The 14,797-nt window shown below is 33.1% G+C and carries 8 protein-coding genes and 2 tRNA genes; 5 read left to right on the forward strand and 5 right to left on the reverse strand.

The window, feature by feature from the left end; all coding sequences use genetic code 11:
* The first annotated feature begins 33 nt into the window (after nucleotides 1-33).
* Nucleotides 34-804 (forward strand): TatD family hydrolase, encoded by a 771-nt coding sequence (locus tag CFPG_RS02855; RefSeq protein WP_012573517.1) that lies wholly within the window; start codon nucleotides 34-36, stop codon nucleotides 802-804.
* 23 nt (nucleotides 805-827) lie between these two features.
* Nucleotides 828-915, forward strand: a tRNA-Ser gene (locus CFPG_RS02860).
* Between the two features lie 1,759 nt (nucleotides 916-2,674).
* Here CFPG_RS02860 and recR read toward each other — a convergent pair.
* Nucleotides 2,675-3,304: a recombination mediator RecR gene (recR, locus tag CFPG_RS02865; protein WP_012573518.1), complete on the reverse strand. Its 630-nt coding sequence runs from the start codon at nucleotides 3,302-3,304 to the stop codon at nucleotides 2,675-2,677.
* An 82-nt stretch (nucleotides 3,305-3,386) separates the two neighbouring features.
* Nucleotides 3,387-4,133, reverse strand: coding sequence for a 3-oxoacyl-[acyl-carrier-protein] reductase (gene fabG, locus CFPG_RS02870; RefSeq protein WP_012573519.1), 747 nt, complete (start codon nucleotides 4,131-4,133; stop codon nucleotides 3,387-3,389).
* Between the two features lie 130 nt (nucleotides 4,134-4,263).
* Between fabG and CFPG_RS02875 the strand changes: the two genes are divergently transcribed.
* Nucleotides 4,264-4,336, forward strand: a tRNA-Met gene (locus CFPG_RS02875).
* 162 nt (nucleotides 4,337-4,498) lie between these two features.
* On the opposite strand, the gene CFPG_RS02880 is transcribed toward CFPG_RS02875, so the two are convergent.
* Nucleotides 4,499-6,781, reverse strand: a complete 2,283-nt coding sequence (locus tag CFPG_RS02880) for an NADP-dependent malic enzyme (RefSeq protein ID WP_012573520.1) — start codon at nucleotides 6,779-6,781, stop codon at nucleotides 4,499-4,501.
* Nucleotides 6,782-6,954: 173 nt separating this feature from the next.
* On the opposite strand from CFPG_RS02880, the gene carB reads away from it, so the two are divergent.
* Together carB and CFPG_RS02890 are read left to right on the forward strand one after the other, a co-directional pair.
* Nucleotides 6,955-11,304: a carbamoyl-phosphate synthase (glutamine-hydrolyzing) large subunit gene (gene carB, locus CFPG_RS02885; protein ID WP_012573521.1), complete on the forward strand. Its 4,350-nt coding sequence runs from the start codon at nucleotides 6,955-6,957 to the stop codon at nucleotides 11,302-11,304.
* Between the two features lie 83 nt (nucleotides 11,305-11,387).
* Nucleotides 11,388-12,509, forward strand: coding sequence for a hypothetical protein (locus CFPG_RS02890; protein WP_012573522.1), 1,122 nt, complete (start codon nucleotides 11,388-11,390; stop codon nucleotides 12,507-12,509).
* A gap of 180 nt (nucleotides 12,510-12,689) precedes the next feature.
* Here CFPG_RS02890 and CFPG_RS02895 read toward each other — a convergent pair whose 3' ends face one another.
* Nucleotides 12,690-13,919, reverse strand: a complete 1,230-nt coding sequence (locus CFPG_RS02895; protein WP_012573523.1) for an HD domain-containing protein — start codon at nucleotides 13,917-13,919, stop codon at nucleotides 12,690-12,692.
* Nucleotides 13,920-13,947: 28 nt separating this feature from the next.
* Nucleotides 13,948-14,787, reverse strand: coding sequence for an orotidine-5'-phosphate decarboxylase (gene pyrF / locus CFPG_RS02900; protein WP_012573524.1), 840 nt, complete (start codon nucleotides 14,785-14,787; stop codon nucleotides 13,948-13,950).
* Between the last annotated feature and the right edge of the window lie 10 nt (nucleotides 14,788-14,797).

Consider the following 14,797-nt stretch of genomic DNA (forward strand, 5'->3'; position numbering starts at 1 on the left):
TGTGATTTCACTTTCAAGAAAGAAAATAACTAAATGTTTTTAGTTGATACGCATACACATCTTTCTCTTGAAATATTCGATTTTGATATTCAGGAGGTAGTCCGAAGAGCATTCGTGGAGGGAGTAAAAAAGTTTTGTATCCCTAATATCGATTTGATTTCTATTCCTTATGTAAATGCTCTATGCAATAGGTTTCCTTGTGTTTGTTTTTCTATGATGGGTTTGCATCCAACAAGTATCAATACAGACTATAGGAAAGATTTGATTGTTGTCCGGAGAGAATTGAAAAAACGAAAACACATTGCGATAGGGGAAATTGGAATTGATTTTTATTGGGATAAAACATATGCCAAAGAGCAAATAGAGGCCTTTGAAGAGCAGCTAAATTTGGGTATCGAATGGAATTTGCCAATTGTTATTCACGCACGTGAATCTTTTTTACAGATTTTTGAAAGTCTGTACAAAGTGGGGATAAACAAGTTGCGGGGTGTATTTCATAGTTTTGTTGGAGATCAAAAAAATTTGGAAGAAATTTTGAAATTTGAAAATTTTATGATAGGAATTAACGGTTCAATTACTTATAAGAATGCTGAGTTGCAAAAATACTTATCTCTTGTACCTATTGAAAAAATCCTCTTAGAAACGGACGCTCCTTATCTTACTCCTGTTCCTCTTAGAGGTAAGAGAAACGAGCCTGCTTACATCGTTTATACAGTACAAAAAGTAGCAGAGATTTATAATTTATCTCTTGAAGTCATTGCAGAAAAAACAACAAACAACGCCAAGAGATTGTTCGATATTTGATTTCTAATTATTTTAGAAAGATAGGAGAGGTGCTCGAGTGGTTAAAGAGGCATGTTTGGAAAGCATGTATGCCTTAAAAAGGCATCGCAGGTTCGAATCCTGTTCTCTCCGCTTTATTATTTACTATTAAGGATTTTGTGATTTTATAAATATTTTTCTTTGTATGGAATTTGGTCAAAAGTTCAATGTTGATGAATTGTTATGCTAAGTATAGGGAGTATTTATTAAGTAATAAAAATGAAATTTATGTTGTTTTAGAGTATATTGTTTCCTTGATTATTATTTCAAATAATAATTCATAAATCTTTGTCAGAAATCGAATCAAAATGGGATTTAGAGAAAGGAAGACTTAGAAAATGTTAAACGTAATGCACAAGTCTGGTTTGTATGTTGCAAACCTTATTGCATCAAATATTTTAGCAAGATGTACGAAAAATCTTTTAATTAGAATTATTGCAATTAAAGCCATTGAAATACTTTTAACTTTACATCGGTAGAAATTTGTTATTTTTTTTAGTTAACTAAAGAATGTGCCTGATTGATTTTCGGATATTACTTTTAGTTCAAATTTTACTTTTCTACTTATTACGGCTTATTGTTTATCGCAAGTATCTTTATACTTTCGCTTTTTAAATAAATGTTGGTATTTGTTGTCGTGATGTCTCTCACTTTTTGTGAGTTGTTCTTCTTTCGTTTTTATCAACTTCTTTATATTTTTTATATAAAGTGCAAGTTTAAAGGATATAATAATTGAATTGTAAAATTTATGCCCCTTAAAAAAATATCTAATAGAGTTATTGCGTAGTATTTTTGGTATAAATTTATCTATACCTTTTTTAAAGGTAGTTTCAAGTGATTCTATATTGTTTTATTTTTTGATTTTATCTTTTAGCATTTAGATAAATGCGGTACAATAATGTATTGTTTCGTTATATTTTGGATTTGAGAAATAATATTGTTATGATAATTTGTCTTTCTATAAATTTGATTTTTTTTTAGAAATTTGTCATTCATATGATTTCATTTGTTTTCAAATAATTTCTAATTCTGAATATTGTTAATTATAGTTGGACTATCGTTTTCTAAAAAACCTTGATGAGTACCGAGTACCAGCGAGTATTTGATATGTCTACAGGGGCAAAAACTAACCAAGTAATTATTAAATAATTCTCTTTTGATATAAGCCTTTTCTTCTCTTTTATACGGATGAAAAATTAAGGAGTACAATAAAAAAGGAGCTTTCTCGGTCAAATTGCCTTTTACAATTATTCTAGAAGAGAAGATGTTTGGAGATGATGATGAGCTGTCAACTTTATTTTTTAATGATCCATCGTTTTTTAAAGAAGATGGTAGGCTTTGTGAGAGGAGAGGTTTTTTTAAGAATTAGTTTGTGCATAAATGGAGGACGGTGAATGATTTCTAGAGCATTATTCCATAACATAATCCTTCAATACTCTTGGGTATAAGTTTTTTGGCGTGTGTAAAACTTTGTATGTGCAAAGAATCGATATTTTTCCGAAATCTCTATTTATAACTTTTTTAATAGAGAGTTCATGAAATTTGACTGCTATTTATGTAGAGTTGTTTTTCTTTCTATATCACATATCCAGAGTTAAGAATCAACTAAAATTAGTTAATGGACGTTATAATACTATTATTGAATTTTAGTCAGTAATCAATAATACTATATATTTAATACTATATATATGCCAGCATATATTTAAATATAAAGGATGCTAAAAATTTTTTCTATGATTATTGATTATTGATTATTGATTATTGATTATTGATTATTGATCATGGATCATGGATTATGGATTATGGATTATTAATCTTTATAATGTTTTAGATCTGAGGTAAATCGATATTATCAATGTTGTAGAACTATAGTCTTACTGAAATCAATGCGATTTAATATAGACTTCCCCAATGTAATTTCATCTGTGTATTCAATCTCGTCACCAATAGAAACCCCACGAGCAAGAGTTGAAATTTTCACACTATTAATATTGGAAATTTTCCTATAAATATAAAAATTAGTCGTGTCTCCTTCCATTGTAGTACTTAAAGCCAGGATAATTTCTCTTACTTTACCATTTTTAACTCTTTCTATTAAACTCTTTATTTGCAAATCTCCGGGACCAATACCTTCCATTGGTGAAATAACTCCCCCCAATACATGATATAATCCATGAAATTGTTTTGTGTTTTCAATCGCCATTACTTCCTTAATATTTTCTACCACGCAAATCAAAGAAATATCTCGCGATGTATTGCTGCAAATATCACAGATTTCGTTATCGCAAATATTATAGCATACCTTACAATAATTGATTTCATTGCGAAGAGCAATAATAGCTCTCCCAAAATTTTCAACTTCTTTAGTTGTTCGTTTTAGGGAATGAAATACTAGCCTTAAAGCTGTTTTACGACCAATACCAGGTAGCTTAGCAAATTCATTGATAGCATTTTCCAATAAAAATGAAGGATATTTTTCCATTTGTCTAAATCGCACATCTTATTTTGAAATAAGTAAGAAGATACTTTAAAATTTTCATAAAATGATAGGAATGACCTTATATTTAAGTATTCATTCCTCCATCTACCTGAATAACTTGTCCCGTAACATAGGATGAGAGATCAGAAGCAAGGAATAAAGCAATATTGGAGACATCTTTGGGTGTGCCAGCACGACGCAACGGGATTTGTTTTATCCATTTATTTTGTACTTCTTCTGAGAGTTTATGAGTCATTTCTGTCGCAATAAATCCAGGGGCTATGACATTAGCACGTATTCCACGACTTCCTAGTTCTCTTGCAACAGATTTTATTAATCCAATCATGCCAGCTTTGGAAGCAGAATAATTTGCTTGTCCCACATTTCCATGTAAACCAACCACGGAGCTTATATTGATAATACTTCCCGACTTTTGTTTGATCATTATAGGAGCTAGAGCATTGATAAAATTGAACGCTGATTTCAAGTTTATTTTGAGGACTAAATCCCATTGCTGTTCAGTCATACGCATCATTAGACTGTCTCGAGTAATGCCTGCATTATTAACCAAAATATCTATGTGGTTGAAGTCCTCAACTATTGCATTCATTATTTTATGAGTATCTCCGAAATTGGATGCATCGGAAGCATAGCCTTTCACTCTTACTCCCAAATCTTGTATTTCTTTTACAGTTGTTTCTACATTTTCATCAATGATCAAATCAGTGAATGCAATATTACAACCTTCCATGGCAAAGCCAGTAGCAATCGATTTGCCAATTCCACGTGCAGCCCCGGTTACAATTGCTGTTTTCCCTTCTAATAATTTCATCGCCCTAAATTTTGTGTTACAAATATAAAATAATTTTGTATAAAACTGACCTTGACAAGAAAATAAAAAAATTAGCTAAAAAGGTTTGTTTTTTTTTTTTTAAAGATTTACCTTCGTACTCATAAAACATCGCGGAGTGGAGCAGTTGGTAGCTCGTTGGGCTCATAACCCAGAGGTCGTAAGTTCGAGTCTTACCTCCGCAACATCCGTAACAACTCATTCCCGTAACAACTCATTCCTGATAATCTTTCAAAAGAAAGTGGGGGTGGTGACGGGCCCTTTTTTTGTTTTTCTTTTTTCTCCTTTCGAGGGCTTACACATTGATAGATCCAAATTTCTTGAAAGGAAAAAACAGACGATAAGGATTATCTTGATTTCAATTTTTCCACAACAATAGCATCAACCACAGCTATTGTAACGATATTAACAATATCGCGTACTGAACTGGCAATATCAGTGAAATGGATAGGTTTCTTTAACCCCATTTGAATGGGGCCTATCGTTTCTCCCACTTTCATTTCGTGTAGCAATTTTTGGGCAATATTAGCAGAACTCAAATTGGGAAAGATCATTGCGTTTACATCTTTTCCCAATAATCGATTGAATGGATATTTGCGGTCTCGTAAAGTTTTGTCAAGAGCAAAACCGACTTGCATTTCTCCATCTATTGCTAAATTGGGATATTCTTGTTGCATAATTTTTATCATCTCATGCATACTTGCTGGACTTCCTCCTGTATATGAACCAAAATTGGAATAAGAAACTCCTGCAATCACTGGCTCTTGAGCAAAGAAGCGAACTGTTTCGGCAGTCAATTTAGCAATATCTATAAGTTCTTCGGTTGAAGGATGACGATTAACAAGGGTATCAGCAAGGAAATAGGTGCCTTTTTGTCCTGTCAAAATATGCATAGTTCCAAAAGTGCTATGTCCTTCTCGTATTCCTATCACTTCCTTTGCCACTTTGATAGTATTAGAATATTTAGTATACACACCTGTAACAAAAGCATCAGCATCACCTGTTTCTACCATCATCATACCAAAATAATTTCGTTCGAACATTTTATCTACAGCTTCATCAAGAGTAGCTCCCTCGCGAGCTCTTTTTTCAGATAGTAAAGCAGCGTACCTATGTCTTCTGTCCATTTCACTATCATGACGTAGATTGATTATTTCTATACCTTCCAAATCGATATGATTTTCAGCTGCTAATTTGGCGATACGCTCGTCGTTTCCTAATAAGATTGGGTGGGCAATCTTTTCATCTCTAACTTGTGCAGCCGCTTTCAACATATTTTCATGCGAACCTTCAGCGAAAACAACACGTTTTGGACTCTTAGAAGCCATATCACTTAATTGACGGATAAGTTTATTGTCATAACCCATTAAATCCCGTAGATAATCTTTATACCTGTCCCAATCAGTGATAATTTTCTTGGCTACTCCCGACTGTATGGCAGCTTTTGCTACTGCTATGGAAACACGGGTTAACAACCGCGGATCCATAGGTTTTGGAATAATATACTCCTTTCCAAAGTTTAAACAGGAAAGTCCATAAGCAGCATTTACAACGTCAGGAACAGATTCTTTTGCCAAGTCAGCTATTGCTGCTACAGCAGCAAGTTTCATTTTTTCATTGATAACCGTTGCTCGAGTATCTAATGCACCGCGAAAAATATAAGGGAATCCTAATACATTATTTACCTGGTTTGGGTAATCCGAACGACCAGTAGCAAAAATAATGTCTGGACGGGAAACTTTGGCTTTTTGATAGGATATTTCTGGATTTGGATTTGCTAACGCAAAGACAATTGGGTTTTCAGACATATTACGAACCATTTCTCCTGTTAAGACATTAGCGACAGATAAACCCAAAAAAACATCTGCACCAACCATAGCTTCTGCCAGAGTATTCACATTCTTCGTAGTAGCAAAAAATGCCTTCTCAGGTGTCAAATCAGAACGGTGGACAGAAATTACTCCCTTACTATCACACATGACAATATTTTCTTTTTTAGCTCCTAAGGCCATATATAAATGTGTGCATGAACTGGCGGATGCTCCTGCTCCATTAACAACAATTTTTACATCTTCAATTTTCTTACCTGCTATTTCCAGTGCATTAACTAATCCTGCTGAAGAAATAATTGCCGTGCCATGTTGATCATCATGCATTACCGGAATATCTAATTCTTCTTTCAGTCTTTTTTCTATTTCAAAACATTCAGGAGCCTTGATGTCCTCTAAATTAATTCCACCAAATGTTGGAGCAATTGCTTTAACAGCTTCTACAAATTTGTCAACATTTTTTTCATTAACCTCAATGTCGAACACATCAATGCCTGCAAAAACCTTAAATAATAGTCCTTTGCCTTCCATTACAGGTTTGCTTGCCAGTGCCCCGATATTTCCCAATCCCAATACAGCTGTTCCGTTAGAAATTACGGCAACAAGATTCCCCTTCGCTGTATAATCATATGCTTTTTCAGAATTTTTTTCTATTGCAAGACATGGTTCAGCTACTCCTGGCGAATAAGCCAATGATAAATCGTATTGGGTACTGTAAGGCTTAGTTGGAATAACTTCTATTTTTCCAGGTTTACCTTCCGAATGATAACGTAATGCTTTTTCTTTAATTGTTCTTGCCATATCCTAAACTTAGGGGATAAAAATATTCACAATATATACAAAATATATTAAACTGCCGAATCATTCTATACAATGAAAAAACCAGCTTTTATTCTATATATTTGTAGTCAATTTGTAAAAATTTATACATAAATTTTTATTCAACTTCTATATATATATACAGGACTAGTTTCATGAATAAAAAAATTGCTTTAATACTGGAGAATGGAATGAGGTTTGAGGGTTTTTCTTTTGGATACGAAATTCCAACTTCAGGAGAGGTGGTGTTTAATACTGCAATGGTTGGTTATCCTGAAAGTCTAACCGATCCTTCCTATGCAGGGCAAATCCTTACGGTTACTTATCCTTTAATCGGCAATTACGGTGTACCCGAAGATAGTATAATAAATGGACTTTCTAAATTTTACGAATCGGAGAAGATTCAAGTGAGTGGTCTAATTATTTCAGAATATTCTCACGAATATAATCATTGGAATGCACGAAAAAGCTTAGGAGAATGGTTGAAAGAACATAGAGTTCCAGGTATTTTTGGAATAGACACACGAGCCATTACCAAATTGATTCGTGAACATGGGTCTATGAAAGGGAAAATTGTGTTTGATTCACCTAATGAAATTGATTTCATAGATATTTCTTTGGAAAATTTAATAGCAAGGGTCAGTTGTAAAAAGATTTTAAGATATGGGAATGGTTCGAAAACTGTTGTATTGGTTGATTGTGGAGTAAAGCATAATATTATCCGTTGTTTGTTGAAAAAAGATATTAACATTATTCGTGTTCCTTGGAATTATAATTTCAACGAATTAGAATACGATGGATTATTTATTTCCAATGGGCCTGGGAATCCTGAACATGGGCAAATCATAGTAAATCATATCAAAGAAGCTATGAAGAATGGAAAATCCATCATGGGGATTTGCATGGGAAATCAATTACTAGCGCAAGCAGGGGGGGCAACTATCTATAAACTGAAGTATGGGCATCGAAGTCATAATCAACCTGTACGAATGGCAAATTCCAAAAAATGTTTTATCACTTCCCAGAATCATGGTTACGCAGTAGATACAAAACCATTAAGCAATGATTGGGAAATTTTGTTTACCAATATGAATGACAATTCTAACGAGGGAATCTGTCATAAAATTTATCCTTGGTTTTCAGTACAATTTCATCCAGAAGCAGCTTCTGGTCCCACAGATACAGAATTCCTTTTTAATATATTTATAGAAGGTATATCGAAAACAGAGCAGATTATACAAGGGAACGTAAAAAAAGCATTCTTTCATTTTGTTCCTTCCATTTCATATTTGCGTAGATATAAGAAAATTTTGTTACTTGGTTCTGGAGCATTGAAAATTGGTGAAGCAGGAGAATTTGATTATTCTGGGTCGCAAGCGTTGAAAGCACTAAAAGAAGAGGGTATTTATACTGTTTTAATTAATCCCAATATCGCTACCGTACAAACTTCAGAAGGGGTAGCCGACAAAATTTATTTCTTACCTGTTACTCCTTTTTTTGTGGAAAAAGTAATAGAGAAAGAAAAACCTGAGGGTATTTTGCTTTCTTTTGGAGGACAAACTGCACTTAATTGTGGAGTATTTCTTCATCAATCTGGCATTTTCGAAAAATACAACGTAAATGTATTGGGAACAACTGTTCAGTCCATTATTGATACGGAAGACAGAGAATTATTTGTAAAAAAATTAAATCAAATAAATGTAAAATCGATTAAAAGTATTGCAGTAGGAACGATTAAAGATGCCCGTAGGGCAGCTGAAGAACTAGGTTACCCCATTATTGTAAGAGCAGCATATGCATTAGGTGGATTAGGTAGTGGATTTTGCAATAATCAAGAACAGTTACAGTCATTGGCAGAAAGGGCTTTTAATTATTCAAATCAATTGTTAATTGAAAAATCATTGAAAGGTTGGAAAGAAATAGAATACGAAGTAGTACGAGATCAATACGATAACTGTATTACAGTTTGTAACATGGAAAATTTTGATCCTCTAGGAATACATACAGGTGAAAGTATTGTCGTTGCTCCCTCACAAACTTTGACTAACCAGGAATATCACAAATTACGAGAATTATCTATTAGGATCGTACGTCATATCGGTATTATAGGTGAATGTAATGTACAGTATGCTTTCGATACCAATTCAGAGGATTATCGTGTAATTGAAGTAAATGCTCGTCTAAGTAGATCTTCAGCTTTGGCTTCCAAAGCCACAGGCTATCCTTTGGCATTTATTGCAGCAAAATTGGCTTTAGGTTATGGATTACAAGATTTGAAAAATTCTGTTACTAAAACAACTACGGCTTTTTTTGAGCCAGCTTTGGATTATATTGTTTGTAAAATTCCACGTTGGGATTTGGGAAAATTTCATGGTGTATCCCAAGAAATTGGCTCAAATATGAAAAGTGTAGGAGAGGTAATGTCTATTGGCCGTAGTTTTGAAGAAGCAATTCAAAAAGGACTGCGAATGATTGCTCAAGGCATGCATGGCTTTGTAGCAAATAAAGATATGGATATATTTGATTTAGATAAATCTTTATGTGAGCCGACCGACAAACGGATATTTATTATTGCTCAAGCATTAAAAACCGGTTATTCAATTGATAGAATACATAAATTAACACAAATTGATTTATGGTTTCTTCAAAGATTGCAAGCCATTTATCAGATTTCCAAAAAAATAGAAAAGTATAATTCTATAAATGAATTATCCACCGGTCTATTAAAGATTGCTAAACGAAAAGGTTTTTCAGATTATCAAATTACTAAACTTTTATATAAAAATTCTGATATAGCAGCTAGTAAAATCATATTCTTACGCGAACATCGCAAGGCATTAAATATTCAACCCGTTGTAAAGCAAATTGATACTTTAGCTGCTGAGTATCCAGCTCAGACTAATTATTTGTATTTAACTTACAATGGAATGGAAAATGATGTCCATTATTTAAATGATAAATGTTCAGTAATTGTTTTAGGCTCAGGGGCCTATCGCATTGGTAGCAGTGTGGAGTTTGATTGGTGTTCAGTGAATGCTTTGGAAACTATTCGGAAAAAAGGATGGAGGGGAGTAATGATTAATTACAATCCTGAGACAGTTTCTACGGACTATGATGTATGTGATCGTTTGTATTTTGATGAATTAACTTATGAGAGGGTTATGGATATTGTCGAAATGGAAAATTCAAGAGGTGTGATTTTGTCTACTGGAGGGCAAATTCCAAATAATCTCGCAATTTCTTTGGAAAGATCTGGTGTTCCGATTTTGGGAACAAATGCTTCCAACATAGACAATGCTGAAGACAGGCATAAATTTTCATCCATGCTCGACTATTTAGAAATAGACCAACCTAAATGGAAAGAATTAAGTTCACTGTCTGATATTCATGAATTTATAGAAGAAGTAGGATTTCCAGTGTTGATTCGTCCATCATATGTTTTATCAGGAGCAGCAATGAATGTTTGTGCCAATCAGTCAGAACTAAATACTTTTCTGAAATTAGCTGTTGATGTTTCCCAAAAGCATCCAGTCGTAGTTAGCGAATTCATACAAAATGCTAAGGAAATAGAAATAGATGCAGTAGCAAATGGAGGAGAAATCATTACTTATGCTATTTCAGAACATATTGAATTTGCAGGAGTTCATTCAGGTGATGCAACTATTCAATTCCCTCCGCAAAGACTGTACGTGGAAACTGTTCGAAAGATTAAACGGTTGGCAAAAAGAATTGCACAAGCATTGCTAATTACCGGTCCATTTAACATACAATTTTTAGCAAAAGACAACGAAATCAAAGTAATAGAATGCAACTTGCGTGCTTCACGAAGTTTTCCTTTTGTCTCTAAAATATTAAAGTTGAACTTTATAGAGTTAGCGACTCGTATTATGCTAGGGGAATCTGTCGATAAACCAAATAAAAATGAATTCGATCTAGATTATGTTGGGATCAAGGCCTCTCAGTTTTCTTTTTCTCGCCTTCAAAAAGCTGATCCTATACTGGGAGTAGATATGGCATCTACTGGTGAAGTCGGCTGCATTGGCGACGACTATTATGAAGCTATATTAAAATCTATGCTTTCAGTTGGAATGAGTGTTCCTAAAAAAAACATATTGGTATCAGGCGGAACTTTACACTCTAAGGTATATCTTTTGAATGCATGTCGTTTACTTCAACAAAAGGGTTATATATTATATGCCACTGAGGGAACACATCATTTTTTTACAAATAACAATATTCCTTCTATTCGTGTGTATCAACCAAGCGAAAGAGAAAATCCTTCTGCACTTAATATGATTCGTGAGAAACAAATAGATTTAGTGATAAACATTCCTAAAAATTTAACGCAGGGAGAGTTATCGAATGGTTATAAAATTCGTCGTGGAGCAATCGATTTTAATATATCCTTATTTACTAATTCTCGTCTTGCTTCGGCATTTATACATGCTTTTTGTTCTATAGATCTGAACAATATTCCCATCAAGAGTTGGGATGAGTATAAATGATATAATACTGGTATTATACCATTTTAAAAAAGCAAAGCAAAGTAGATATTATTCATTAGAATTACCTTTATTTTTTTATACAAATGGCAGTGGTAATTAAAGAAGTAACTGATAGTGATTCTCTTCAGAGTTTCGTCTTTTTCAATATTAAACTGTACAAAGGGCATCCTTATCATGTACCTGAATTAGTTACAAATGGATTGATGAATTTACGGAAGGATAAGAATCCTGCTTTTGAATTTTGTGAATCGGTCTATTATTTGGCTTACAAGAATGATCAAGTAGCCGGTAGAATTGCTGGAATCATCAATTATCATGCTAACAAGAAATTGGGTCAACAATACGCACGATTTGGATTTGTGGATTTTATAGACGATGACCAAGTATCGAATGCCCTGTTTAAAGCTGTTGAAAAATGGGCAAGAGATAAAGGGATGAATGGTATTCAAGGACCTTTAGGATTTACAGATTTAGACCATAGGGGATTACTTGTTCGTGGATTTGACCAATTGGGTACAATGGCAACTACTTATAATTTTTCTTATTACAAAGAACATTTGACTAGATTAGGATATAAAAAAGATCAAGATTGGGAAGAATTTCATATTCAAATATCCAATTCTCCGGATAAACATCGTCAAATTGACAAAATTGTTATGCAGAAATATGGATTTAGAATTGTCAAATTTAAACAAAGGAAGCAATTATTATCTTATGTAAAGAAAATATTTCAATTATGGAATGAAATTTGTCGTTCTGTTTATGGTTATTTAGAACTTTCCGATAGATTGATAGAATATTACTCTAAAATGTATATGCCTATATTTTTACGTTTAAAAGAGATAACATTAATTTTTCATAAAGTAAACGTAATTGGAATGGGAATTACCATTCCAAGACTTTCTAAAGCTTTACAAATGGCAAAAGGGAGATTGTTCCCTCTTGGGTGGATTCACTTATTGAAAGCATTGTATAGTGAAGGCAAAGTTGTTGATTTGTATATTATGGGAATGCATCCGAGATACAAGAAAAAAGGATTAAATATTTTGTTTTCTTACGATTTAGTTCCTATTCGTAATAAAATGGGATTTTTTTGTGTAAAAAGTAATCCAGCGTTGGAATTGAATTCCAAAATGCATTTGAAATGGAATTATTTTGATATTAAACATCTCAGAAAATATAGAATATTTGTAAAGTATTTATAAATCAATTAGGAAGGATAATATTAAAAATGAATTGGTAAAGGGAAGTAATATTCTTTCTCTCGGATATTGATCCTGATTTAGATGTTTTACTTTAACTAGCTGATAATAAAGGTCCAAAGATGTTAAAAAGGTATATTTGGGTGTATTTTTATCTGAAAAAACTGACAATTTTTCAATCGTTCAATTGCGGAGCAAACATAAGTAGTATTTCTTGATTTTTTTAGATAATAATCTAATGTTCAGCATGTCAGATACTTCTGCTATATTGCGTGTGGTCCCGTCTTTATATAGTATGTCTATACTGTCATCAGCTTCATTGTATATATTAGTTGATATTTCGTCGTGGGCAATAAGATAAGAGGCTTCTTGAAATGAAATATGATGATTATTTGCAATTTGTTTTTGTTTTTTTTCGATATCTGCAGGGTTGAAAGGAGTAGATTTTATTTCTATTTGGAATAATTTGCGATGTAATAAACTGCTGCTCAATAGTGAAAGAACTCTGTCACTGTGTTGAGACCATACTTTCATTACTGAAAGTATATCGTTGTCGTCTAAATTGACAAAATGTTCGATTGCTTGTGGATCATTTTGAAAGGTTGATTTATCAACAGATTGGGAAAGAAAATAATGCAAGGCAGGAGAGGTAAATAATTTTATTCCTTTTTGTGTTAGTTGTCGTGCTCTGTTGAAAAGATTTATCAACATTTTTCCCGATGCAATCACTGTTTTATGCAAATAAACTTGCCAAAACATTAATTGTCGAGCCATGAGAAAATTTTCTATGGAATAAATACCCTTGGAATCTATAACTAAGCAGTCATCTTTTATGTTTAGCATCTTAATAATACGTGCTGAGCCAATATTTCCTTCAGTGACACCTGAAAAAAAACTATCCCTTCGTAAATAATCCAACCGATCTATGTCTAATTGCCCACTAATCAATTGATGAAAGAATTTTTTAGGATATTCATTTTTAAAAAGCGAAATGGTTAAATCTAACTTTCCTCTGATTTTTTTATTTATTTTTTCTATTAGTAGTAAGGAAATTGCTTCGTGATGAATATTTTTTACTAATGTATTTTCCAAAGCATGAGAAAAAGGAGTGTGTCCTAAATCATGCATCAGAGCACAAGCCAAAGAAGCTTGTGCTTCTTGAAGAGTGATCGAATGCCCTTTAGAACGTAGTTGAACGATGGCTTCATTCATTAAATACATTGCCCCGAGTGAGTGATTCATTCGAGAGTGTTGAGCACCCGGATAAACTAAGTAGGTTAAGCCGAGTTGTCTGATACGCGTTAGACGTTGAAGGTAAGGATGCTGAATGATATTATAAATAAATTCATCATTGATGTTAATGAATCCAAAAACGGGATCATTAATTATTTTTTTAGGATGGCATATTTTCATAGAGTTGTGTAATATAGAATATTTGTTTTTATTCTAAGTGTATATATCTTGCAAGGTATTTTGCCATTTCCGATTGTATTTTTTGAGCTTCTTGACTGGCTGCCTCTGCAAATTTTTTGGAAAAATCGGCATAAATAATCTGTCTGGATGAATTTACTAATAGACCGCAATGACTGTTTATTCCATATTTTGCTACGTTTTTTAAATTTCCACCCTGTGTTCCTATACCTGGGACTAATAAAAAGTGATTGGGAATAGTCTTGCGAATATTGGTTAACATTTTTACTTGTGTTGCACCAATTACATACATCATTTGTTCATCTGTTGCCCACGTTTGTGATTTTTGTAATACTTTCTCAAAAAGGTATTCACCTGTAGAGCAAGTAGCCAGTTGAAAGTCATGTGAGCCTTTATTAGATGTTAATACCAACAGGATTACCCATTTATTGGGATATACAAGGAAGGGTCTTATACTGTCTTCTCCCATATAAGGATTTATTGTTATCGCGTCGTAATCTGTATCTGCATGGTCGAAGACGGAACGGGCATACATTTTCGATGTGTTACCTATATCTCCCCGTTTGGCATCAGCGATTATAAATTGTTCTGGATAGTTTTTCCGAATGTACTTCACTGTCTTTTTTAAAGAAATCAAACCACTTATACCAGTTGCCTCATAAAAAGCTGTATTTGGTTTATAGGCTACGCAGTATTGCTGCGTAACGTCAATAACAGTTTTGTTGAAAGAAAAAATAGGGTCTTCTTCCTTTAGTAAGTGAACAGGAATTTTTTTTATATCGGTATCTAGTCCTATACAGAGAAAAGATTGTTTTTTTACAATATTATTGAATAATTGGTGTTTAGTCATACAATATAAT

Source organism: Candidatus Azobacteroides pseudotrichonymphae genomovar. CFP2 (assembly GCF_000010645.1).
Taxonomy (GTDB): domain Bacteria; phylum Bacteroidota; class Bacteroidia; order Bacteroidales; family Azobacteroidaceae; genus Azobacteroides; species Azobacteroides pseudotrichonymphae.